The 22,530-nt window shown below is 69.4% G+C and carries 17 protein-coding genes and 1 pseudogene; 11 read left to right on the top strand and 7 right to left on the bottom strand.

From position 1 onward, the window contains the following. Nucleotides 1–56 precede the first annotated feature (56 nt). Complete coding sequence (locus ISN38_RS10585) at nucleotides 57–2,027, bottom strand: AAA family ATPase (RefSeq protein WP_230938333.1); 1,971 nt, start codon at nucleotides 2,025–2,027, stop codon at nucleotides 57–59. A 367-nt stretch (nucleotides 2,028–2,394) separates the two neighbouring features. Between ISN38_RS10585 and ISN38_RS10590 the strand changes: the two genes are divergently transcribed. Continuing rightward, nucleotides 2,395–5,835, top strand: coding sequence for a hybrid sensor histidine kinase/response regulator (locus ISN38_RS10590; RefSeq protein WP_047325472.1), 3,441 nt, complete (start codon nucleotides 2,395–2,397; stop codon nucleotides 5,833–5,835). A 153-nt stretch (nucleotides 5,836–5,988) separates the two neighbouring features. Here ISN38_RS10590 and ISN38_RS10595 read toward each other — a convergent pair whose 3' ends face one another. The 3 genes from ISN38_RS10595 to acs all read right to left on the bottom strand — a co-directional run bounded on the left by ISN38_RS10595 (nucleotide 5,989) and on the right by acs (nucleotide 9,804). Continuing rightward, on the bottom strand, nucleotides 5,989–6,564 hold the full coding sequence (locus ISN38_RS10595) for a manganese efflux pump MntP (protein WP_068873180.1): 576 nt from the start codon (nucleotides 6,562–6,564) through the stop codon (nucleotides 5,989–5,991). Nucleotides 6,565–7,064: 500 nt separating this feature from the next. Continuing rightward, nucleotides 7,065–7,730, bottom strand: a complete 666-nt coding sequence (locus ISN38_RS10600; protein WP_003466985.1) for a response regulator transcription factor — start codon at nucleotides 7,728–7,730, stop codon at nucleotides 7,065–7,067. 130 nt (nucleotides 7,731–7,860) lie between these two features. Beyond that, nucleotides 7,861–9,804, bottom strand: coding sequence for an acetate--CoA ligase (gene acs / locus ISN38_RS10605; protein ID WP_003466986.1), 1,944 nt, complete (start codon nucleotides 9,802–9,804; stop codon nucleotides 7,861–7,863). 215 nt (nucleotides 9,805–10,019) lie between these two features. On the opposite strand from acs, the gene ISN38_RS10610 reads away from it, so the two are divergent. The 5 genes from ISN38_RS10610 (at nucleotide 10,020) to ISN38_RS10630 (ending at nucleotide 16,276) form a co-directional block, all read left to right on the top strand. After that, entirely contained in the window at nucleotides 10,020–11,426 is a 1,407-nt protein-coding gene (locus ISN38_RS10610; RefSeq protein ID WP_108085263.1) for a DcaP family trimeric outer membrane transporter, read from the top strand. A gap of 125 nt (nucleotides 11,427–11,551) precedes the next feature. Next, on the top strand, nucleotides 11,552–13,210 hold the full coding sequence (locus tag ISN38_RS10615; protein ID WP_003466988.1) for an MFS transporter: 1,659 nt from the start codon (nucleotides 11,552–11,554) through the stop codon (nucleotides 13,208–13,210). A gap of 278 nt (nucleotides 13,211–13,488) precedes the next feature. Continuing rightward, nucleotides 13,489–14,925 (top strand): coniferyl aldehyde dehydrogenase, encoded by a 1,437-nt coding sequence (locus ISN38_RS10620; RefSeq protein ID WP_058362600.1) that lies wholly within the window; start codon nucleotides 13,489–13,491, stop codon nucleotides 14,923–14,925. A gap of 137 nt (nucleotides 14,926–15,062) precedes the next feature. Beyond that, a complete protein-coding gene (gene xth / locus ISN38_RS10625; RefSeq protein WP_003466990.1) occupies nucleotides 15,063–15,848 on the top strand; it encodes an exodeoxyribonuclease III in 786 nt (261 codons plus the stop codon). Continuing rightward, nucleotides 15,845–16,276, top strand: a complete 432-nt coding sequence (locus ISN38_RS10630; protein WP_003466991.1) for a GFA family protein — start codon at nucleotides 15,845–15,847, stop codon at nucleotides 16,274–16,276. The genes xth and ISN38_RS10630 overlap by 4 nt, the downstream gene beginning before the upstream one ends. 66 nt (nucleotides 16,277–16,342) lie before the next feature. On the opposite strand, the gene ISN38_RS10635 is transcribed toward ISN38_RS10630, so the two are convergent. Next, nucleotides 16,343–16,594, bottom strand: a complete 252-nt coding sequence (locus ISN38_RS10635) for a GlsB/YeaQ/YmgE family stress response membrane protein (RefSeq protein WP_003466992.1) — start codon at nucleotides 16,592–16,594, stop codon at nucleotides 16,343–16,345. A 129-nt stretch (nucleotides 16,595–16,723) separates the two neighbouring features. On the opposite strand from ISN38_RS10635, the gene ISN38_RS10640 reads away from it, so the two are divergent. Then, complete coding sequence (locus ISN38_RS10640; RefSeq protein ID WP_003466993.1) at nucleotides 16,724–17,347, top strand: 4'-phosphopantetheinyl transferase family protein; 624 nt, start codon at nucleotides 16,724–16,726, stop codon at nucleotides 17,345–17,347. A 248-nt stretch (nucleotides 17,348–17,595) separates the two neighbouring features. Here the strand turns inward: ISN38_RS10640 and ISN38_RS10645 are convergent, their stop codons facing one another. Further along, nucleotides 17,596–18,465, bottom strand: coding sequence for an IS5 family transposase (locus tag ISN38_RS10645; RefSeq protein WP_047325468.1), 870 nt, complete (start codon nucleotides 18,463–18,465; stop codon nucleotides 17,596–17,598). After that, nucleotides 18,396–18,989 (bottom strand): annotated as a pseudogene (locus ISN38_RS10650) (IS30 family transposase); the annotation flags it as partial. The gene ISN38_RS10645 and the pseudogene ISN38_RS10650, both read right to left, overlap by 70 nt. Between ISN38_RS10650 and rsmG the strand changes: the two are divergent. From rsmG to ISN38_RS10670, 4 genes are all read left to right on the top strand, one after another. Then, nucleotides 18,981–19,622, top strand: coding sequence for a 16S rRNA (guanine(527)-N(7))-methyltransferase RsmG (gene rsmG / locus ISN38_RS10655; protein WP_047325712.1), 642 nt, complete (start codon nucleotides 18,981–18,983; stop codon nucleotides 19,620–19,622). The pseudogene ISN38_RS10650 and the gene rsmG sit on opposite strands and share 9 nt — an antisense overlap. An 88-nt stretch (nucleotides 19,623–19,710) precedes the next feature. Beyond that, on the top strand, nucleotides 19,711–20,508 hold the full coding sequence (locus ISN38_RS10660; RefSeq protein WP_003466999.1) for a ParA family protein: 798 nt from the start codon (nucleotides 19,711–19,713) through the stop codon (nucleotides 20,506–20,508). Continuing rightward, nucleotides 20,508–21,431: a ParB/RepB/Spo0J family partition protein gene (locus ISN38_RS10665; protein WP_003467000.1), complete on the top strand. Its 924-nt coding sequence runs from the start codon at nucleotides 20,508–20,510 to the stop codon at nucleotides 21,429–21,431. The genes ISN38_RS10660 and ISN38_RS10665 overlap by 1 nt, the downstream gene beginning before the upstream one ends. Before the next feature lie 64 nt (nucleotides 21,432–21,495). Next, nucleotides 21,496–22,461, top strand: coding sequence for an SDR family NAD(P)-dependent oxidoreductase (locus ISN38_RS10670; RefSeq protein WP_003467001.1), 966 nt, complete (start codon nucleotides 21,496–21,498; stop codon nucleotides 22,459–22,461). Nucleotides 22,462–22,530: the final 69 nt, after the last annotated feature.

Below are 22,530 nucleotides of genomic sequence, written 5' to 3' on the forward strand. Positions count from 1 at the left end.
GGCATGCACCCGACGGGCGCACTGTAGGAGCGGCTTCAGCCGCGACCAGCAGCCCGCTATGCGCGCACTGCATCCGCCGTTTCGATCAGGTCGTCCCATTGCAGCCGGGTGTTGGCCGCATCGTCGCCATCGACCCCGCGCGCCGGGGCGACGATGTCGATCTCGTCGACGAACACGATGCACGGCGCCTGCGCGCGGGCGCGTTCGAACGCGGCCTGTACGCGCTGGCCGGACTGGCCCAGGTAGGCCGCCTTGAGGTCGGCGCCGGTCAGGGCGATGAAGGCCAGGCCCGACTGGCTGGCCAGGATCCGCGCCAGCTGGGTCTTGCCGGTACCGGGCGGGCCGTACATCAGGATCCCGCGCGGCACCGGCACGCCCAGCGTGGCCAGGGTCTCGGCGTTGCGCAGTTCCTTGCCCAGGCCGACGAATTCCTCGATCACCGGCGCCGGCAGCACGATGTCGTTCCAGTCCAGCGGCGTCACCCGGGTGGACCCCTTGCCGCGCAGCAAGCGCAATTGCGCCAGCAGCGCGTCGCCGTCGAGTTCGCCGTCCATGCACTCGGCGGCGACCCGCGCCACCAGGGTGTGCAGGTCGCGGCCGGAAAGGCCGCTGCTGTCGGCGACCACGCGAGGGTCCAGCGCCAGCGCGAAGCCGGCGCGTTGCAGTTCGCCGCCAAGGATGCGCGCACGCGCGGCCGCATCGGGCAGGCCGATGCCGATGCTGGCGGTGAAGCGCGACATCACCGCGTCGTCGAGCAGTTCCGGGCGGTTGGTCGCGCCGATCACCAGCACCTGGCTGCGGGCTTCGTGGAAACCGTCCCATTCGGCGAGGAAGGTCTGCACCAGCTCGGCGCCGAAGCTGTCGCTGTCCACGCCGCCGCGGCGCGCGAACACGCTTTCGCATTCGTCGATGAACAGGATCGCCGGCGCCTTGGCGCGGCAGCGCTGCCAGAGCGCCTGCACCTTGGGGCCGGTATGGCCGACGTGCGCGGCTTTCAGGTCAGCCACGCCCAGCGCTTCGAAATGGCAGCCGGCATGGCGCGCCAGCTTGCGCGCGATCAGGGTCTTGCCGGTGCCCGGCGGGCCGTGCAGCAGCATGCCCTTCGGCGCCGGCGTGCGCCCGGACACGAACAGGTCCACCAGCTTCAGGATCTGGTCCAGGGTGCTGTCGGGCAGCGCCACGTCGGCCCAGTGGCGGTGGATGGCGTCCATGCTCTGCAGCCGCTGCAGCAGCATGCGCTGCTGGCTGCGCGCTTCCATCCAGGCATCCACGTGCCGGTGCAGCTCGGCGATCGGTTGCGACGCGGCTGCCGCGGCCGTCGCCACCGCCAGCGCCAGGGCGTGCAGTTGCGCCTGCGCGTCGGCGGCGAGTTCGGCGGCGATCGGGATCAGCGCCGCAGCGTGAGTCGCGTCGGGCAGCACCAGCAGCGCCTGCACCTGCGGCTCCGGTTCGGCGCCGTCGTGCAGCGCCAGCATGCGCGCGCCGAACAGGTCGCCGTGCGCCGCGGCGAGCTGCCAGCGGCCCTGCAGCTCGCGCAGCGGCCATGGCGCACGGGTGACGCGGTACGGATAGGCGGCGTCGTGGCGGCTGTCGCTGGCGAATTGCAGCAGCGCCAGCGGCCGTTGCGCGAAACCGCGCAGCAGCGCGCGTTCGTCCTGGCTGACGTGCCTGGCCAGCAGTTGCGCGCCGCCGATCACCAGCAGCGCATACACCAGCAGCGACGGCAGCGCGCGCTGCAGCAGCTGCAGCGTGTCGCGCTGCACGCCGAGCTGCCGCCACCAGTCCAGATAGTCGCGTGCATCGCCGAGCCAGTGCGCGCTCATCCACGGCAGCGCCAGCAGCAGGAAGGCCAGCAGCGCCAGCCGCCAGCGCCAGTCCGGCAGCAGCGGGCGCAGCAACAGCGCCGGCCACCACGCGCGGCGGCGTTCGCGGCGCAGCACCGCGCGCGCGGCCTGCGCGGCCTGGGCGACGAAGTCGCGGTGGATCGTGGCCACGGCCTGTTCCACCGCCGGCAGATGCCGTTCCACCTCGGCCTCGGCGGCGGCCTGCCGCGCCTGCGCCTACTGCAACTGCGTCTGCAGCCGCAGCCGTTGTTGCTGCAGATAGCTGGCCCGCGACTCGGCTGGGACGGAAGACATCAACGTGGGCGGGCGGGGACGTTCATTGCGCGAATCTTAGCGTGTCGCCTGCCATGCGCTGCGCCGCTTGCGCCACGTTGCGGACGAAACGGGCGCTGACGCGGGCTGCATGCCGGCTGGCGCGGCGAACGCGCGCGTCCAGTGCGACGGGTCGCTGCCGTCGCGCAGCACCGCGCCTTGCGCGCGCCTGCTGCGGCGCGGCGCCTTGCTGTGGGCGGCGCGCTAGACTGCAGCGAACGCACCGGGGACGTCGCTCTTGGTTTCCAGTTGGATCCTGCTGTTGGTGTCGGTCGGCTACGCGGCGCTGCTGTTCACGGTGGCGTGGTGGGGCGATCGGCGGCCGCTGTACCCGGAGCGGCCGTGGCTGCGCCCGGCGGTGTACAGCCTGGCGGTGGCGGTGTACTGCTCGTCGTGGACGTTCTACGGCGCGGTCGGCAGCGCGGTGCGCAATGGCGCCGGCTACCTGCCGATCTACCTGGGGCCGTTGCTGCTGCTGCTGTTCGGCTGGCACATCATCGAACGCCTGGCGCTGATCGCGCGCAGCGAGAACACGGTGTCCATCGCCGATTTCATCTCCTCGCGCTACGGCCGTTCGCGGCGCCTGGCGGCACTGGTGGCGGTGATCGCGCTGGTCGGCGTGGTGCCGTACCTGGCGCTGCAGTACAAGGCGGTGGCGATGAGCCTGCAGGTGCTCAGCGGCCAGTCCAGCGCCGGGGCGCCGTTCTACGCCGATCCGGCGCTGTACGTGGCGCTGCTGATGGCGCTGTTCGCGACCCTGTTCGGCACCCGCCAGGTGGATGCCACCGAACACCACCACGGCATGATGCTGGCGATCGCGCTGGAATCGGTGGTCAAGCTGCTGGCGGTGGTCGCGGTCGGCGTGTTCGCCTACGTGTGGCTGAGCGGGCGCGACGGCCAGGTGCTGCAGTCGGCGCGCACCCTGTTCCAGAACACGCCGCCAGTCGGTTTCATCTCGCAGACCCTGCTCAGCTTCCTGGCCATCGTGTGCCTGCCGCGGCAGTTCCACGTGGCGGTGGTGGAGTGCAGCGACATCGGCGACATCCGCAAGGCGCGCTGGCTGTTCGGGCTGTACCTGGTGGTGATCTCGGCGATGGTGGTGCCGATCGCCGCGGCCGGCATCGCCCTGTTCGGCCAGTCCGGCGAGGTGGCCCACGACAGCATCGTGCTGGCGTTGCCGCTGGCCGAGGGCCGCACCGCGCTAGCGCTGGTCGCCTACGTGGGCGGGTTCTCCGCCGCCACCGGCATGGTCATCGTCTCCAGCATCGCGCTGGCGACGATGATCAGCAACGATCTGGTGATGCCAGTGTTGCTGCGCCGGCGCGGGCACCGGGCGGCCGGCGCCGACGTCGCCTCGCGGGTGTTGTGGATCCGCCGCCTGGCGATCCTGCTGCTGGCGCTGATCGCCTACGGCTACGACCGCAGCAGCAGCGACGACAGCTCGCTGGCCTCCTACGGGCTGATGGCCTTCGCCGCGGTGGCGCAGTTCGCGCCGGGCGTGATCGGCGGGCTGTATTGGCGCGGCGCCAGCCGCAAGGGCGTGGAGACCGGCATGGTGCTGGGCTTCGGCACCTGGATCTACACCTTGCTGCTGCCGGCGCTGACCCAGTCCGGCTGGCTGGCCCCGGACTGGCTGCACGACGGGCCGTTCGGCGTCTCCTGGCTGCAACCGCAGCAGCTGTTCGGGATGAGCGGCTGGGACCCGCTGGCGCATGGCACGTTCTGGTCGCTGCTGGTCAATGTCGGCACGATGATGCTGGTGTCGGCGCGCTGGCGCCCGGGCCTGGACGAGCGGTTGCGCGCGGCACCGTTCCTGGAGCCGTATTCGCAGCGGCCGGCGGTGGCTGGCGACTGGCTCGGGCACGTGCACGTGATCGACCTGCAGGCCCTGGCCGAACGCATGGTCGGCGAGCGCCACGCGCGCCGCGCCTTCGCCGAACAGGCGCAACTGCTCGGCCGCGAGCCGCAGCCCAGCGCGGTGGCGGACCGGGTCTGGGTGCAGTTCACCGAACGCCTGCTCGCCGCCTCGATCGGCGCGGCCTCGGCGCGGCTGGTGCTGACCAGCCTGCTGCGCGGTTCGGGCATGGACCTGGGCGAAGTGGTGGCGGTGCTCGACGAGGCCGGGCAGGAGCTGCGCTTCAACCGCGAAATCCTGTCCACCACGCTGGAGAACATCAGCGCCGGGGTCAGCGTGGTCGATCCGGCGATGCGCCTGACCGCATGGAACCGGCGCTACCAACAGATGTTCGGCTATCCCGACGGCATGCTCTACGTCGGCCGCCCGGTCGCCGACCTGATCCGCTACAACGCCGAGCGCGGCGAACTGGGCGAGGGCCGGATCGAGGACCAGATAAGCCGTCGCATCGCGCATCTGCGCGCCGGCACCTCGCATGTGTTCGAGCGCACCCGCAGCGACGGCAAGGTGATCGAGATGCGTGGCCAGCCGCTGCCCGGCGGCGGCTACGTGACCAGCTACAACGACATCACCGACTACAAGCGCGCCGAGCAGGCGCTGCTGGAAGCCAACGAGACGCTGGAGCAACGCGTGGCCGAGCGCTCGCGCGAGGCCGAACTGGCGCAGCAGTCCAAGACCCGCTTCCTGGCCGCGATCAGCCACGACGTGCTGCAGCCGCTCAACGCGGCGCGGCTGTTTGCCTCCGCGCTGCGCGAAGCGCACCAGAACGAGGAGCAGCGGCACCTGGCCGAGCGCGTGGACGCCTCGCTGCGCGCGGCCGAGGAGCTGCTCGACGGCCTGCTCGACGTGTCGCGGCTGGACGCCGGCGGCATGCTCCCGACCATCGAGGACTTCGATGCCAGCGTGCTGCTGCGCGAACTGGCCGCGCAGTACACCCCGGTCGCCGCCGGCCGCGGCCTGCGCATGCAGGTGTACGCGCGGCCGATCTGGGTGCGCAGCGACCGCCGCCTGCTGCGCCGCGTGTTGCAGAACTTTCTCGCCAATGCGCTGCGCTACACCCGCCAGGGCCGCATCGTGCTGGGCATGCGCGGCCGTGGCGCGGCGCTGGAGTTGCAGGTGTGGGACACCGGCCCGGGCATTCCCAAACATCACATGCAGCAGATCTTCGAGGAGTTCCAGCGCTACCAGCAGCCGTTCGACTGGGGCGAGCAGGGATTGGGGCTGGGCCTGTCGATCTGCCAGCGCATCTCGCGCCTGCTCGGCCACGACCTGGATGCGCGCAGCGCGGTCGGCCACGGCAGCATGTTCTCGATCGCCGTGCCGCGGGTGGCACCGGTCCCGCAGAAGCAGCAACGCCAGCAGCGCAGCGTCGCCGCCAGCGATTCGCTGGCCGGGTTGCGCGTGCTGTGCGTGGACAACGACCAGGAAATCCTTGACGGCATGCGCGCGCTGCTCGGGCGCTGGCAGGTGGAGGTGATCTGCGCCAGCACCGTGGACGAGGCGCTGCCGCTGGCGGCGCGCGCGCCCAATGTGATGCTGGTCGACTATCACCTGCACGACCGCCTGGACGGACTGGATACGCTGGATGCGCTGCGGGAGGCGATGGTCGGCCCGGTCGCCGGCGCGCTGCTCACCGCCGATGGGCGCGACGAACTGAAACTGCTGGCGCGCGAACGCGGTTACCGGCTGCTGACCAAGCCGGTCAAGCCGGCCTCGTTGCGCGCCTTCCTCACCGCGTACCACGATCCGATCAAGGGCGATTAGCGCGCTGCAGGCCACTGCGCAGATAGTGGTGTATCGGCAATGTACCTGCACGCCGCGCAGCGGCGACAAGTACATCCTCTACACCTATCTGGAATTCACCGCCAGGCCGGCTCCGCCGCAGGGCTGCGCCGGCAGTGGCGGGGCGTGCGCGGATCAGCCCGCGCCGTGAAGGTGCTCGAACAGGATGGTGCTGCCGATTGCGATCAGCAGCACGCCGCCGCCGATCTCCGCGCGCTTGCCGGCCAGGGTGCCGAGCACGCGGCCGAGCATGATGCCCAGGGTCACCATGGTCAGCGTGCACAGGCCGATGACCACCGCGACCTCGGCGATGTTCACGTTGAGGAAAGCCAGGCCGACGCCGACCGCCATCGCATCGATGCTGGTGGCCAGGCCGGTCGCGGCCAGGTTCCAGAAGCCGTGGCGCTTGGGCGCTGCGGCGGCGTCCTCGGGTGCTTCGGGCTTGAGCCCGGCGAGGATCATGTGCACGCCAAGCGCGCCGAGCAGGCCGAACGCGATCCAGTGGTCGAACGCGATCACGTACTTGGCTGCGGCCTGACCCAGCAGCCAGCCCAGCACGGGGGTCAGCGCCTCGATGCAGCCGAAGATCAGGCCGGCGCGCAGCGCGTCGCGCCACAGGGGTTTGCGCATGGCTGCGCCCTTGCCGACCGCCGCGGCGAAGGCGTCGGTGGACATGGCGATACCGAGCAACAGAATCGAAAGAAACGACATGGGGGGACCGCGCCGGGGCAGGAGACGAACGACGAGCGCGCGCGCCCGGCTTTCGCCACGCAAGCTCGCCGCTGGTCTCGCCAACCGAGATGGCTGCCCGCACCACGGCGCAACGGCCGAGTGTGTTGATGCGGGCGCTGTCCGGTGCTGCCGGACAGCAGGCTACTCCCCAAGGGACGCGCAGTCTAACAGCGGCAAATGCCGGCGAATACGCTTCGAACGCGCGCGAACCTGCAGCTGATTTTCTTAGCAACAGCTATATGCGCGGCGTATCGATGGTAGTGCGGCATCGGTGCGCCGAAGGCGATGCGGCAAGCCGATTCGGTGCGCATCAGCAATCGCTAGGTATGCAGGCGATGGCCTGCGGTGCGCGAACAGCGGTCGCGGCTGAAGCCGCTCCTACAAGGGCGCAGGCTCGACGCCATCCCACTGTAGGAGCGACCAGGCCGCGCCACGCTGCGGTGAACCCTGGCGCACGCATCCGCCAGGACGCAGCGCGCTCAATCCTCTTCCAGCGGCAGCACGATGGCGTCGCTGTCGATGGCCAGCTTGCCGGCCATCAGCACCGCCTGGGTGCGGTTGGTGACGCCGAGCTTGCGCAGGATCGCGGTGACGTGGGCCTTGATGGTGGCTTCGGACACGTCGAGGTCGTAGGCGATCTGCTTGTTGAGGCGGCCGGCGCCGAGCATCTGCAGCACGCGGAACTGCTGCGGGGTCAGTTCGCGCAGGCGCTGCCCGACCTCGCGTTCGGCGCGGTCGGTGGGTGGCACGTTGTGCGCTTCCGGCGGCGCCCAGCGCTCGCCGTCCAGCACCGTGCTCAGGGCCAGGCCGATGGTGTCCGAGTCGGCCGACTTGGGAATGAAGCCGAACGCGCCGTGGTCCAGCGCGCGGCGCATCACCGTCGGCTCCTCGCGCGCGGACACCACCACCACCGGCAGCTGCGGATGCAGCGCGCGCATGTGCACCAGCGCGCTGAAGCCCTGTGCGCCGGGCATGTTGAGGTCCATCAGCAACAGGTCGGCATCGGCGTGATGGTCGGCCAGCGCATACAGCGCCTCGACGCTGTCGGCCTCGTACAGCTGCACCCCCGGCATCACCCGCTGCACCGCCCCGCGCAGCGCCTCGCGGAACAGGGGATGGTCGTCGGCGATCAGCAGGGTGGGCATGGGCGGGGCCGGGAATCGGGAAGGGGGAATGGCAACGGCAAAAGCAGGATGTCGGGCGTCCTGGGTGATGAAGCGATCGGGAAATACCGTTTCCCATTCCCCATTCTCGATTCCCCATTGCCGACGCGCGTCAGCGCGTCAGTCGCTCGTTCACCAGCGAATCGACCACCGACGGATCGGCCAGGGTCGAGGTATCGCCGAGCTGGTCGGGCGCGTTTTCGGCGATCTTGCGCAGGATGCGGCGCATGATCTTGCCCGAGCGGGTCTTGGGCAGGCCAGGTGCCCATTGCAGATGGTCGGGCGCGGCGATCGGGCCGATCTCCTTGCGGACCCAGGCCACCAGTTCCTTGTGCAGGGCCTCGCTCGGGGTCTCCTCGGCGATCAGGGTCACGTAGGCGTAGATGCCCTGGCCCTTGATGTCGTGCGGGAAACCGACCACCGCGGCCTCGGCCACCTTCGGGTGCGAGACCAGCGCGCTCTCCACCTCGGCGGTGCCGATGCGGTGGCCGGAGACGTTGATGACGTCGTCCACGCGGCCGGTGATCCAGTAGTAGCCGTCTTCGTCGCGGCGGCAGCCGTCGCCGGTGAAGTAGCTGCCCGGGTAGGTGCGGAAGTAGGTGTCGATGAAGCGCTGGTGGTCGCCGTAGACGGTGCGCATCTGCCCCGGCCACGAATCGCGCAGCACCAGGTTGCCTTCGGTGGCGCCTTCCAGAATCTCGCCGTCGGCGTTGACCAGGGCCGGTTGCACGCCGAAGAACGGCAGCGTCGCCGAGCCGGGCTTGAGGTCGATCGCGCCGGCCAGCGGGGTGATCAGGATGCCGCCGGTCTCGGTCTGCCACCAGGTGTCCACGATCGGGCAGCGGCTGTCGCCGACCACATCGAAGTACCAGCGCCAGGCTTCGGGATTGATCGGCTCGCCGACGCTGCCGAGCAGGCGCAGCGATGCGCGCGAGGTGCGCTTGACCGGCGCCTCGCCCTCGCGCATCAGCGCGCGGATCGCGGTCGGTGCGGTGTAGAAGATCGTCACCTGGTGCTTGTCGATGACCTCCCAGAAGCGCGACACGTTCGGGTAGTTGGGCACGCCTTCGAACATCAGCGCGGTGGCGCCGTTGGCCAGCGGCCCGTAGACGATGTAGCTGTGGCCGGTGACCCAGCCGACGTCGGCGGTGCACCAGTAGATGTCGTCCTCGCGCAAGTCGAATACGGTCTCGTGGGTGTAGGCCGCGTACAGCAGGTAGCCGGCGGTGGTGTGCAGCACGCCCTTGGGTTTGCCGGTGGAACCGGAGGTGTAGAGGATGAACAGCGGATCCTCGGCATTCATGCGCTCGGGCTCGCATTCGGCCGGCTGGCTGTCGACCACGTTGTGGAACCAGCGGTCGCGCGGGGCCTGCATGTCCACCGCGCCGCCGGTGTGGCGCACCACCAGCACGGTTTCCACGCTGGTGGTGCCGGGCAGCTTCAGCGCCGCATCGACGTTGCCCTTGAGCGGGATCTTCTTGCCGCCGCGCAGGCCTTCGTCGGCAGTGATGATCAGCTTGCTGCCGCAGTCGATCACCCGGTCGGCGATCGAGTTGGGCGCGAAGCCGCCGAACACCACCGAGTGGATCGCGCCGATGCGCGCGCAGGCCAGCATCGCCACCGCCGCGTCGGGAATCATCGGCAGGTAGATGGTGACGCGGTCGCCCTTCTTGACGCCGAGCGCGCGCAGCGCGTTGCCCAGGCGGCACACCCGCTCGTACAGCTCGCGGTAGCTGACGGTGTAGGACGGCGCGTCCGGGCTGTCCGGCTCGAACAGCAGCGCGGTTTTGTCGCCGCGGGTGGCCAGCTGGCGGTCCAGGCAGTTGACGCTGGCATTGAGCTCGCCGTCGTCGAACCAGCGGATATGGAAATCGTCCAGGGCGAAGTTCACGTCCTTGATCCGGGTCGGCTTCTTGAACCAGTCCAGGCGCTCGGCGGCCTGGCCCCAGAACGCCTCCGGCTGTTCCACCGATTGCCGGTACAGGGTCTGGTACTGGGTCTTGTCGACCCGTGCCCGGGCGGCGAACTGCGGATCGACGGGGTAGATATCGGCCATGGTGCCCTCTGCAATGAACGGGGCGCCGCATGCGGCGGCGCGTCATGGCGCAGTTTGCCGCATTCACTGTTAAGCGCGCACGCGCCGGGCTTTAGACGATGGTCGTAAACCCCGCCCCGTTCGACTAATGGCCAATAGGCGCGACCGACCGCGGCGCGCACTGTGCACACAGCCGTGCCTGCGCGCGGCGGACATCCATTATTCGGGAGGGAGTAATGAGCTACCGCATCGCATCCTTGGCACGGCGCCCGTTGGCCGCCGCGCTGTTCGTCGCGCTGATCGCCCCGGGCGCGGCCTTCGCCCAGAGCGGCAAGACCCCATCGGCGCGCGAACAGGCGCTGGAAGCCCGCGTGGCCGAGCTGGAGCGACAGGTCCAGCTGCTGCTGTCCTCGCAGCAACAGCAGCAGGGCCAGATCGCGCAGGCCCAGAGCGAGGTCGCCGCCGTGAAGTCGAGCCAGGCCGCGCCAGCGGCGCTGCCGGCCGGCAAGGCGCCGATCCAGGTGACCACGATTACCCCCGGCGCCGCCCCCGGCACCACGTTCAAGGTCGGCGGCTTCATCAAGGCCGATTTCCTGGCCACCCGCACCGGCGACGGCCAGCTCGCCGACGACGCCACCGGGCGCGCGCTGTACCTGCCCGGGCAGACCCCGGTCGGCGGCGGCAAGTCCGGTACCGACTACAACGCGCATGCCAAGTTCTCGCGGATCAACGTGGGCGTGGACAGCGTCAGCGACGCCGGCAACAAGGCCGGCGCGCTGGTGGAACTGGATTTCTTCGGCAATGCGCTGGGTACCCAGACCGCCACCAATACCTACGGCGCCACCCTGCGCCACGCCTACATGTACTGGAACCACTGGCTGGCCGGCCAGACCTGGTCCAACTTCATGGACCCGGCGGCGCTGCCGGAGGCGGCCGACTTCATCGGTCCCACCGACGGGGTGATCTTCGTGCGCCAGGCGCAGCTGCGCTACACCAACGGCGGCTTCAGCGTCGCCCTGGAGAACCCGGAGACCACCGTCTACAACCGCAGCGCGACCGGCGTGATCACCAGTGCCAGCTCCGACCGCGGCGCGTTGCCGGATCTGACCATGCGCTACGGCTGGAAGGGCGACTGGGGCAGCTTCGGCATCGGTGGCCTGCTCGGCCAGCTGAAGGTGGACAACCGCGCCACCGGCGCAAACGCCAGCAAGGCCGCCGGCGGCCTGACCCTGGGCGGCAAGTGGGTGGCGGGGGACAGCGACAGCCTGTTCTACCAGCTCAGCGGCGGCGAAGGCATCGGCCGCTACGTCGGCCTGGGCATCGCCCAGGACGCGGTCTACGACGCGGCCGACCGCGACCTGGACATGGTCGGCGTGGTCGCTGGCTACATCGGCTGGCGTCATGCGTTCTCGCCGAAGTTGCGCACCAACCTGATCTACGCGCGCAGCGACTACGACAACGACACTGCGCTGACCGGGCTGGGCGTGACCAAGAACGTGCAGAGCCTGCGCGGCAACATCTTCTACACGCCGCTGCCCAAGGTCGATGTCGGTGCCGAATTGATGGTCGGCAAGCGCGAGATCGAAAGCGGCGCCAAGGGCGACATCACCCGCCTGCAGTTCACCACCAAGTACAGCTTCTGAGGCCACGGCGGCGCGGCGCCCGGGAGGGCGCGCCGCGCCGCTGCGGACTCGCCATGCACCCGCGACGGATCGCGCCACCCGATCACCTCATCGCCACACCACCCGCTTTGGAGGGGAAGTTTCCTATGTCCAGTACCGCCATCAACCCGTCGGGCAAGCCCCTGACCCAAGGTCACAAGAAGGTGATCTTCGCCTCCAGTCTGGGTACGGTCTTCGAGTGGTACGACTTCTATCTGTACGGCTCGCTCGCCGCGATCATCGCCAAGCAGTTCTTCAGCGGGGTCAACGAGACCACCGGCTTCATCTTCGCGCTGCTGGCCTTCGCCGCCGGTTTCGCGGTGCGCCCGTTCGGTGCCGCGTTCTTCGGCAGTCTGGGCGATCGCATCGGCCGCAAATACACCTTCCTGGTCACCATCGTGCTGATGGGCCTGTCCACCTTCATCGTCGGCATCCTGCCCAACTACGCCAGCATCGGCATGGCCGCGCCGATCATCCTGATCGTGCTGCGTCTGGTGCAGGGCCTGGCGCTGGGCGGCGAATACGGCGGCGCGGCGACCTACGTGGCCGAGCACGCGCCGCCGGGCAAGCGCGGCCTGTACACCAGCTTCATCCAGACCACCGCCACGCTGGGCCTGTTCCTGTCGCTGCTGGTGATCCTGGGTACGCGCATGACCCTGGGCACCGAAGTGTTCGAAGACTGGGGCTGGCGCATTCCGTTCATGGTTTCGATCGTGCTGCTCGGCGTGTCGGTGTGGATCCGCATGCAGTTGAGCGAATCGCCGCTGTTCCAGCAGATGAAGTCCGAGGGCAAGGGCTCCAAGCAGCCGTTCCGCGACAGCCTCAAGGACGGCAATTTCCGCCTGATGCTGCTGGTGCTGCTCGGCGCCACCGCCGGCCAGGCCGTGGTGTGGTACGGCGGCCAGTTCTATTCGCTGTTCTTCCTGACCCAGACGCTGAAGGTCGACGGCACTACCGCCAACCTGCTGATCGCGGCGGCGCTGGCGCTGGCTACGCCGTTCTTCGTGATCTTCGGCTGGCTGTCGGACAAGATCGGGCGCAAGAAGATCATCCTCGCCGGCTGCCTGCTGGCGGCGCTGACCTATTTCCCGATCTTCAAGGGCCTGACCCACTTCGCCAACCCGGCGGTCGAGGAAGCCCGGCAGAGCGCGCCGGCCACGGTGGTCGCCGATCCGGCGACCTGCAGCTTCCAGTTCGATCCGATCGGCAAGGCCAAGTTCACCAACTCCTGCGACGTCGCTGCCGCGGCGCTGGCCAAGGCCGGCGTGCCTTACGCGATCAAGCCGGCGGCGGCGGGGTCGCTGGCGCAGGTCAGCATCGGCGGCACCCAGGTGCCCGCATACGAGGCCGCCGGGCTGGGCAAGGACGAGGCCAAAGCCAAATCCGATGCGTTCGGCAAGCAGCTGAAGGGCGCGCTGATTGCGGCCGGATATCCGGAGAAGGCCGATCCGGCGCGCATCAACAAGCCGATGACGCTGCTGCTGCTGTGGATCCTGGTGATCTACGTGACCATGGTCTACGGCCCGATCGCCGCCTACCTGGTCGAGCTGTTCCCGACCCGGATCCGCTATACCTCGATGTCGCTGCCTTACCACATCGGCAACGGTTGGTTCGGCGGCTTCCTGCCGACCATCTCCTTCGCCCTGGTCGCGGCGACCGGCAACATGTACTACGGCCTGTGGTACCCGATCGGCATCGCATTGATGACCTTCGTCATCGGCCTGTTCTTCCTGCGCGAGACCAAGGACGTGGACATCACCAAGTAAGCGCTGCCCCTTGCGCCGGGATGCTCCTGGCAGGGCGACGCCGGCGTTGCGCCGGCGTCGTCGTGTGCGGCATGCGCCGCGCGCGCAGGGGCTGAGGGTCGGCGGCCTGCGCACTTGCTGGCTCGACGCGCACGGCCTGGTCGTGCCGCATGACGCAGTGGCGACGCTGCAGCGCGTCCTGTAGGAGCGGCTTCAGCCGCGACACACAGGTCGGCGCAGGCCATGCCTGCTGGCACCGCCGCGCATCGCGCCATACACCGCCATCGTATAGTGCGTGCATGGTCATTTCCGCCCCCACTTCCGGCGCCACCGACACGCCGCTCGCCGCATTGCCGGTCACCTTGCAGCGGCTGCGCGCCGCCTGGCAGGCCGCCAAGCCCGACCAGGCGCAGCGCCGCGACGACCTGCTGCGCCTGCGCGCGGCGCTGAAGCGGCGCCTGCCGGAGATGGCCGACGCCATCGCCGCCGATTTCGGCCATCGCTCACGCCACGAATCGCTGCTCGCCGACGGCATGACCGTGCTCGGCGAGATCGATCACTTGCTGCGCCACCTCAAGCGCTGGATGCAGCCGCAGCGCGTCGGCGCCGGCTGGCGGCTGTGGCCGGCGCGTGCGGAAGTGCGGCCGGTGCCGGTCGGCGTGGTCGGGGTGATCGCGCCGTGGAACTACCCGGTCAACCTGGCGCTGATCCCGCTGGCCACCGCGATCGCCGCCGGCAACCATGTCTACCTGAAGCCGTCCGAGCACACCCCGCGCACCGCGCAGTTCCTGCAGTCGCTGCTGGCCGAGGTGTTCCCGCCGCAGCGGGTGGCGCTGGCGCTGGGCGCGGCCGAGGTGGCCGGCGCCTTCGCCGCGCTGCCGCTGGACCATCTGGTGTTCACCGGCTCCACCGCGGTCGGGCGCAAGGTGATGGCCGCCGCGGCGCCGAACCTGACCCCGCTGACCCTGGAGCTGGGCGGCAAGTCGCCGGCCATCGTCTGCGCCGACTACCCGCTCGCGCAGGCCGCCGCGCGCCTGGCCACCGGCAAGTGGTTCAACGCCGGGCAGACCTGCATCGCCCCGGACTACGTGCTGATCGACGCCGGCCGCAGCGCGGCGCTGGTGCAGGCGCTGCGCGCGCAGGTGCTGGCGCGCTACGGCGACTTCGCCGCGGCCGACGACTACACCCGCATCGTCAACGAAGGCCAGTACCGGCGCCTGCGCGGCTATCTGGACGACGCGCGCGCGCGCGGGCTGGAGGTCATCGAACTGGCCAGCGTCGAACCCGGGCGCGCCGAACGCGAACGCCTGATCGTGCCGACCGTGGTGCTGCAGCCCGGCGACGACGCGCTGCTGATGCAGGAGGAGATCTTCGGCCCGATCCTGCCGCTGCGCAGCTACCGCACGCTGGACGAGGCGATCGCGATGGTCAACGGCCGCGACCGGCCGCTGGCGCTGTACCCCTTCAGCCACGACCGCGCGCAGGTGGAGGCGATCCTGCACGCCACCGTCGCCGGCGGCGTCACCGTCAACGACAGCCTGTTGCACTTCGCCGCCAACGCGCTGCCGTTCGGCGGCATCGGCCCCAGCGGCATGGGCGCCTACCACGGCCGCGCCGGCTTCGACGCCTTCAGCAAGGCGCTGCCGATCCTGTGGCAGTCGCGCCGGGCCGCCAGCGATTGGCTGAACCCGCCGTACGCCAGAATTGCGCGGCTGGTCGATCTGCTGCTGCGCTGATCGCGCAGAGCCGGGCAGGGAGCGGCGGCCGCGGCCGCCGCGGCACACTCCGCCGGGCGGGCGCTGGCGTGGCGGGATTGGCTGTCGCGGCGGGCAAGGGTCAAAATACCTGCCGACCGCCCGCTACGGATTTCCCCTTGAAGATCGCCTCCTGGAACGTCAACTCGCTCAACGTGCGCCTGCCGCACCTGCAACAGTGGTTGGAGGCGTTCGCGCCGGACGTGGTCGGCATCCAGGAAACCAAGCTGGAAGACCACAAGTTCCCGGACGCGGCGCTGGCCGCGGCCGGCTACCGCAGCGTGTTCGCCGGGCAGAAGACCTACAACGGCGTGGCGATGCTGTCGCGCGCGCCGCTCAGCGACGTGCAGATCGGCGTGCCCGGGCTGGACGACGCGCAGCAGCGGGTCATCGCCGCCACTGTCGGCGAGCTGCGCATCGTCAACCTGTACGTGGTCAACGGCCAGGACGTGGGCACCGACAAGTACGCCTACAAGCTGCGCTGGCTCGAAGCGGTGCACGCCTGGCTCGCCGCCGAACTGCAGCGCTACCCGCGCATGGTGGTGCTGGGCGATTTCAACATCGCCCCGGACGCGCGCGACGTGCACGATCCGCAGGTGTGGAGCGACAACCACATCCTCACCTCCACCGCCGAGCGCGGCGCGCTGCACAGGCTGCAGGCGCTGGGCCTGCACGACGGCTTCCGCCTGCATCACGAAGACGGCGGTATCTTCAGCTGGTGGGACTACCGCCAGGCCGGCTTCCGCCGCGACCTCGGCCTGCGCATCGACCTGACCCTGGTCTCCGACGCGCTGAAGGCGCACACGCGCGCGGCCGGCATCGACCGCGAACCGCGAACCTGGGAGCGCCCCAGCGACCATGCGCCGGCCTGGATCGAGCTGGACATCGAAGGATCCGGCGCATGAGCGAACGCCAGCCGCGCCGCTGCATCGACAAGGTCGGCGACACCGTCATCGCGCCGCTGCACCGGCTCAGCTGCCACTGCGGCGCGGTGCAGATCGACCTGGAACTGCCGCACGGCATCGTCGATCCGCGCCGCTGCAACTGCTCGCTGTGCCGCCGCCGCGGCGCGATCGTCGCCTCGGTGCCGTTGGCCGCACTGCACGTGCGCGAGGGCGCCGACGCACTGCGCCTGTACCGCTTCAACACCCATACCGCGCAACATCATTTCTGCGGCGTGTGCGGGATCTACACGCATCACCAGCGCCGCTCCGATCCCGGCGAATACGGCTACAACGTCGGTTGCCTGCACGGCGTGGATCCGTATGCGCTGGCCATCGCGGTGCCGGTCAACGACGGCGTGCAGCATCCGTCCGACCGCGCCGCCTCGTGAACGGCGCCGCAAACGCAAACGCCCGGCGGGCCGGGCGTTTGCGTACACCTGCAGTGGCGTTTGCGCTTAGCGCGCGCGGCCGCGGGTGAACAGGTTGACGATGGCCAGCAGGATCACCGCGCCGATCAACGAGTACAGGAACGTCCACAGCGTGATCGCCTGGTTGATGCCGCCGCCGAACAACCAGCCGGCGATCAGCGCGCCGACGATGCCGACGACGATATTCAGGATGATGCCCTGCTGTGCGTCACGGCGCATGATGATGCTGGCCAGCCAGCCCACGATGCCGCCGACGATCAACCAGATGATGATGCCCATGGGTAACACTCCTAGATTCTGCCCGCACCGGAAGCGGTGTGGTGTGCGCCATTTAAGGAGCGCTGCCGTGAAGCGCCCGTGTACCCGGGCAGGCCTGTCGCAGCGGCCATTGTGGTTTGTGGGCGCCGCGTGAAGGAGTCTGCCGAAGCGCCGCTGCATCCGGACCCGCCGCAATGGCGGTACGGCCCGGTCGCGCTGTGGCTGCGCCCGCATCCGCCGCGCACGCCGGGCGAGGCGCAGGCGCGGCGCCTGCTGTCCGCCGAGCTGGCCACGCCGGAGGCGCAACTGCCGCTGCGCCGCGACGAACGCGGCCGGCCGTGGCTGCATGCGCCGCTGGCGCATGTCGGTACCGGCTGGAGCCACAGCGGCGACTATCTATTGGTGGCGATCGGCGCGCACGCGCGGCTGGGTGTGGACATCGAACACCAGCGCGCGCGGCCGCGGCTGCTGGAACTGGCGCAGCGCTTCTTCCATGCCGGCGAAGTTGCCGCGTTGCAAGCGCTGGCCGAACCGGCGCGCGAGGCGCTGTTCTTCCGCCTCTGGTGCGCCAAGGAAGCGCTGCTGAAGGCGCACGGGCACGGGCTGTCGTTCGGGCTGCATCGGCTGCGCTTCGGCGAAGACGCCGCCGGTGTGCTGCAGCTCGCCTGGTGCGACCCGGCGTTGGGCATGGCCGCGCGCTGGCAGGTGCACGAGTGGGTGCCGGCGCCGGACTATCGCGCCGCCCTGGCCTGGTATCCGCTCGACTCGGCGTAGCGCCGCCCGGCCTGATGGCGGTCTGCTTTGAGTAAGCGCGGGAACTGCTCCCGTTCGGGGATCTGCCGTGCCGGTTTCTCCCGGCGTGGGGCGCCCTCATCTATCCGGCGCGTGCCGTGCATCGCATGGCCGCTGTGGCGCCGCGCTCGGTTTGCTTGAGCGCATACGCGATTTGCTCTTCGGTGAAACGGAACTTCTTCATCGCCTGAATCCTCTTTTTGCCACGGGATCCATACGGTGCGGAGTCTCTACTTTAGAATGGAACGGTTATAGTTACCTGTATACAGGTTGGACTCAGCGCTTAGAGCGTGTTTCGAACTTTGAAGGATGGCGGCAGCGTTGCTGAGCATGAGGACCGTGAAGACGACGAAATGCAGGCCAGCCAGGGTTTCCGGCAAGCGCTCGTAGTCGCGTGCAAGCCGACGGAAGCGGTTGACCCAGCCGAAGCTGCGTTCGACGACCCAGCGTCGAGGAAGCAACACGAACCCTTTCTTGGCTTCGGGAAGTTTCACCACGTGCAGATCGATTCCTTCTTCCTGAGCCGCTTGCGCCGGCTCCTGGCCGGTATAGCCTTGATCCACGAATGCCACCGTCACGGTGTCACCGGTGACGTGTTGTACCTCCTGCGCCAGCGAGCGCACGTGAGCACGCTCTTGTTCGTTGGCAGGCGTGACTTGCACTGCAAGCAAATGCCCGAGCGTATCCACTGCCATATGCACCTTGCTGCCTTTCTTCCGCTTATAGCCGTCGTAACCGGCGCGCGGGCCGCTCTCACAGGTGGATTGCAGTGTCCGCCCGTCCAGGATGATGGCGCTGGGTTGGCCTTGCTTCCCCTGGGCGACACGCAGGATGGAACGCAGGTCACTGACCATGGCTTCAAAGCAGCCCGCCTGCAGCCAGCGCTGCGTCTGCTGGTAAACCGCTTCCCATGGCGGGAAGTCGTTGGGGAGCAGGCGCCACGGCGCTCCGGCACGCGCCATCCAGCGCAGCGCATTGAACATCGCCCGCAATGCGTACTTGCGCTGCGGAGCGTGCTCCGTCATCAGGCTCAGGTAAGGCGCCGCAAACGCCCACTCTTCGTCGGAAATGTCGGTCGGATATGCGCGTTTGCTCTGCATCCCGCTACGATAGCTGCATCGCCGAAAAGTTCATAACACGCTCTAGGCGTCTTCCAGTCGAGTGTCCTGCGAGGGCGAGTGTTCATCAGCAACGCGATGTGATTGAGGTATTGCTGGCTGACGGTGGACAAGTCCGCTCCCATGGGCGGGAGTTGGCGAAGTAAAAGGTTGGTGTTCTCGTTGCTTCAGAGCTGCCACGTTGCATGCGGATCGGCAAATGACAGGTTGATGTTCAACAGTTCCATCAGCTCGGCATAGCGCGTTATCTCGGTCCAGCGATCATAGGTCAAGCTGCTTCGCATCCGTGCGGGAAGCTTCTTCATCTGACGGGTAAATTCTTCCAGTGCATCTGTGGCGGTACAGTCATTCATCCGGCACAGCACGACAAAACGGGCCTTGTGCTCCGCCAGCGTGCCGACGCAGGAACGATTGAACGCTCCTTTTGTCAAGTCGCCTTCCCAATGCCCTGGAACCAAGCGCTGCTGCACATCGGCGGCACCTGCGATAATCGGGCGATGAACGATGCCTCCCTTCCCGACTCCGTCCGTGCAGCGCTCGACCAGGGCCTGCGCGCGCAAACCCTGGATGCCGCCGCGCTGGCGCCGCCGCTGCTGGCCTACCTGGCGCTGCTGGCGCGCTGGAACCGCACCTACAACCTCACCGCGGTGCGCGACCCGCACGAGATGGTGACCCGGCACCTGCTCGATTCGCTGGCGATGCAGCCGTTCGTGGAAGCAGGCACGCTGGCCGACCTGGGTACCGGCCCGGGGCTGCCCGGCATCCCGCTGGCGATCGCGCGGCCGCAGCTGCGGGTGACCCTGGTCGAGAGCAACGGCAAGAAGGCGCGGTTCCTGCGCGAGGCGGTGCGCCAGCTGCGCCTGGACAACGCGCGCGTGGCCGAAGCGCGCGCCGAGGCGGTGGACGAACCCGGCGCCTACGATGTCCTGACCGCGCGCGCGCTGGACACGCTGGCCGGCATCGTCGCCGTCGGAGGCCACCTGCTGCGCCCGGGCGGGCGGCTGCTGGCGATGAAGGGCGTGCGCCCGGATGAGGAGATCGCCGCGCTGCCGCCGGGCTGGGTGGCGCAGGCGGTGCACCGGCTGCAGGTGCCGGGGCTGGGCGCGGACCGCCACCTGGTGGTGGTCGAGCGCGGCTGAGCCGCCGGGGGCGCCGACGCCGATTTCCGCCCCGGGGGGGTGTGACCGCATAATGCCCGGTCCCACCCATCGCCGACGAGGCTCCCGCATGGCCCGCATCATCGCCATCGCCAACCAGAAAGGCGGCGTCGGCAAGACCACCACGGCGGTCAACCTGGCAGCGGCGCTCGCGCGCCAGCCGCAGCGCGTGCTGCTGGTGGACCTGGATTCGCAAGGCAACGCGACGATGGGCAGCGGCATCGACAAGCGCGAGGTGGCCGCGTCCACCTGCGACGTGCTGTTGGGCGAAAGCAGCGCCGCGCAGATCCGGGTGACCGCGCCGGAAGGCTTCGACCTGCTGCCCGGCAACATCGACCTGACCGCCGCCGAGATTCAGCTGATGGACCAGCCGGCGCGCGAGCAGCGGCTGAAGACCGCACTGGCGCCGCTGCGCGCCGAGTACGACTTCATCCTGATCGACTGCCCGCCGGCGCTGTCGCTGCTGACCCTGAACGCGCTGACCGCCGCCGACTCGATCATCGTGCCGATGCAGTGCGAGTACTACGCGCTGGAAGGGCTGACCGCGCTGCTGGAGACCATCGAGGCACTGCGCGCCGACCTCAATCCGACGCTGGAGATCGAAGGCGTGCTGCGCACCATGTTCGACGTGCGCAACAACCTGGCCAACGCGGTGTCGGCGGAGCTGACCAACCATTTCGGCGACAAGGTGTTCCGCACCATCGTGCCGCGCAACGTGCGCCTGGCCGAGGCGCCCAGCCACGGCCAGAGCATCGTCGGCTACGACCGCACCTCGCGCGGCGGCGTGGCCTACCTGGGCCTGGCCGGCGAGATCGTGCGCCGTCGCGACGAACGCAACCGGCCCGTCCCGGCCGTGGAGAGTTACTGATGAGCGCCAAGCCCCCCGCCCTCGGAGCGAAGAAGCGTGGCCTGGGCCGTGGCCTGGAAGCGTTGCTGGGACCGAAGGGCGGCGCGGCCGCGCCGGCGCCCAACGACGCAGCGCAGCCCGGCGAGAGCCTGCGCCAGCTGCCGGTCGGGCAGCTGCAGCCGGGCAAGTACCAGCCGCGCCAGGAAATGGACGAGGGCAAGCTGCAGGAGCTGGCCGAGTCGATCAAGGCGCAGGGCGTGATCCAGCCGATCGTCGCCCGCGAACTGGCGCCGGGCAGGTTCGAGATCGTCGCCGGCGAACGCCGCTGGCGCGCCTCGCAGCTGGCCGGGCTGAGCGAGGTGCCGGTGGTGGTGCGCGAGCTCGACGACCGCACCGTCATCGCCATGGCGCTGATCGAGAACATCCAGCGCGAGGACCTCAACCCGCTGGAGGAAGCGCAGGCGTTGCAGCGGCTGATCGACGAATTCGCGCTGACCCATGCCGAGGCGGCCGAAGCGGTGGGCCGCTCGCGCGCCTCGGTGTCCAACCTGCTGCGCCTGCTCGAGCTGCCGCCGGCGATCCGCGCGCTGCTCGAGGCCGGGCGCCTGGAAATGGGCCATGCGCGCGCGCTGCTGACGCTGTCGCCGGACCTGGCCAGCCGCCTGGCCTCCGACGCCGCCGACCAGGGCTGGTCGGTGCGCGAGGTCGAGCACCGCGCGCAGCAGTTCGCCGCCGGCAAGGTGCCCAGCAACCGCAAGGCCAAGCCTGGCCGCGTCGCCCCGCAGGCCGACATCGCCTCGCTGGAGACCGAACTGTCCGAATCGCTGGGCACCAAGGTCGCCATCGCCCACGGCCGCGGCGGCAAGGGCAAGCTGGTGATCCACTACACCGACCTGGACACGCTCGACGGCGTGCTGGAGCGGCTGCGCGGCAAGGTCGGCTGAGCGCCGCCGCTGATTTGCGCATGACCTCTGCCCTCGTTCCCGCTCTCGCACAAGGCGCGCGCCGATGACGGTCCTGGTCACCGGCGCGGCCGGCTTCGTGGGCGCCTACACCTGCCGTGCGCTGGCCGCGCGCGGCGAGACGGTGGTGGGGCTGGACAACTACAACGACTACTACGACCCGCAGCTCAAGCGCGACCGCGTCGCCGCGCTGTGCCCGCAGGCCGATATCCGCCGGCTCGACCTCACCGACCGCGACAGCCTCACCGCACTGTTCGACGAGATCCGTCCTGCGCGCGTGGTGCACCTGGCCGCGCAGGCGGGGGTGCGCTATTCGCTGCAGAACCCGTACGCCTACGTCGACAGCAACCTGGTCGGCTTCGTCAACGTGCTGGAACTGTGCCGGCACCGCGGCGTGCAGCACCTGGCCTATGCGTCGAGCAGCTCGGTGTACGGTGATTCGGCGACGCCGCCGTTCTCCGAGGACCAGCGCATCGACCAGCCGCGCTCGCTGTACGCGGCGACCAAGGCCGCCAACGAACTGATGGCCTACACCTATGCGCAGCTTTACGGCCTGCGCGCCACCGGCCTGCGCTTCTTCACCGTGTACGGCCCGTGGGGCCGGCCGGACATGGCGCCGCTGCTGTTCAGCCGCGCGGTGTTGGCCGGGCGGCCGATCGAGGTGTTCAACCATGGCCGCATGCGCCGCGACTTCACCTTCGTCGCCGACATCGTCGCCGGCGTGCTCGGCGCGCTCGACCACCCGTCCACGGACGCCGTGCCGCATCGCGTGTTCAACCTGGGCAACCACACCCCGGTTGAACTGGAGCGCTTCATCGGCGTGATCGAGGCCGCCGCCGGCCGCGCCGCGGAGAAGGTGTACACGCCGATGCAGCCCGGCGACATGGTCGAGACGATGGCCGATACTGCGCGCGCCCATGCCGCGTTCGGCTTCGATCCGAGCACTCCGATCGAGGTCGGGTTGCCGCAGGTGGTGCAGTGGTGCCGCGATTATTTCGGTGCCGCGGTCTGACACTGTAGCCCCGGGCCACCGGCCCAGGGCAAAATGCGCGGTCTTTTTGCGTCGTTGCCGCCGTTTCCC

Origin of the sequence: Xanthomonas translucens pv. undulosa, from assembly GCF_017301775.1 — a bacterium.
GTDB classification, from domain to species: Bacteria; Pseudomonadota; Gammaproteobacteria; order Xanthomonadales; family Xanthomonadaceae; genus Xanthomonas_A; species Xanthomonas_A translucens.

What these genes read in the sequence shown, in the direction of transcription:
- ISN38_RS10595 (WP_068873180.1), bottom strand. Translation starts at nt 6,564, where the DNA reads ATGTCGTTTCTTTCGATTCTGTTGCTCGGTATCGCCATGTCCACCGAC.
- ISN38_RS10600 (WP_003466985.1), bottom strand. Translation starts at nt 7,730, where the DNA reads ATGCCCACCCTGCTGATCGCCGACGACCATCCCCTGTTCCGCGAGGCG.
- acs (WP_003466986.1), bottom strand. Translation starts at nt 9,804, where the DNA reads ATGGCCGATATCTACCCCGTCGATCCGCAGTTCGCCGCCCGGGCACGG.
- ISN38_RS10610 (WP_108085263.1), top strand. Translation starts at nt 10,020, where the DNA reads ATGAGCTACCGCATCGCATCCTTGGCACGGCGCCCGTTGGCCGCCGCG.
- ISN38_RS10615 (WP_003466988.1), top strand. Translation starts at nt 11,552, where the DNA reads ATGTCCAGTACCGCCATCAACCCGTCGGGCAAGCCCCTGACCCAAGGT.
- ISN38_RS10620 (WP_058362600.1), top strand. Translation starts at nt 13,489, where the DNA reads ATGGTCATTTCCGCCCCCACTTCCGGCGCCACCGACACGCCGCTCGCC.
- ISN38_RS10630 (WP_003466991.1), top strand. Translation starts at nt 15,845, where the DNA reads ATGAGCGAACGCCAGCCGCGCCGCTGCATCGACAAGGTCGGCGACACC.
- ISN38_RS10635 (WP_003466992.1), bottom strand. Translation starts at nt 16,594, where the DNA reads ATGGGCATCATCATCTGGTTGATCGTCGGCGGCATCGTGGGCTGGCTG.
- ISN38_RS10645 (WP_047325468.1), bottom strand. Translation starts at nt 18,465, where the DNA reads ATGCAGAGCAAACGCGCATATCCGACCGACATTTCCGACGAAGAGTGG.
- rsmG (WP_047325712.1), top strand. Translation starts at nt 18,981, where the DNA reads ATGAACGATGCCTCCCTTCCCGACTCCGTCCGTGCAGCGCTCGACCAG.
- ISN38_RS10660 (WP_003466999.1), top strand. Translation starts at nt 19,711, where the DNA reads ATGGCCCGCATCATCGCCATCGCCAACCAGAAAGGCGGCGTCGGCAAG.
- ISN38_RS10665 (WP_003467000.1), top strand. Translation starts at nt 20,508, where the DNA reads ATGAGCGCCAAGCCCCCCGCCCTCGGAGCGAAGAAGCGTGGCCTGGGC.
- ISN38_RS10670 (WP_003467001.1), top strand. Translation starts at nt 21,496, where the DNA reads ATGACGGTCCTGGTCACCGGCGCGGCCGGCTTCGTGGGCGCCTACACC.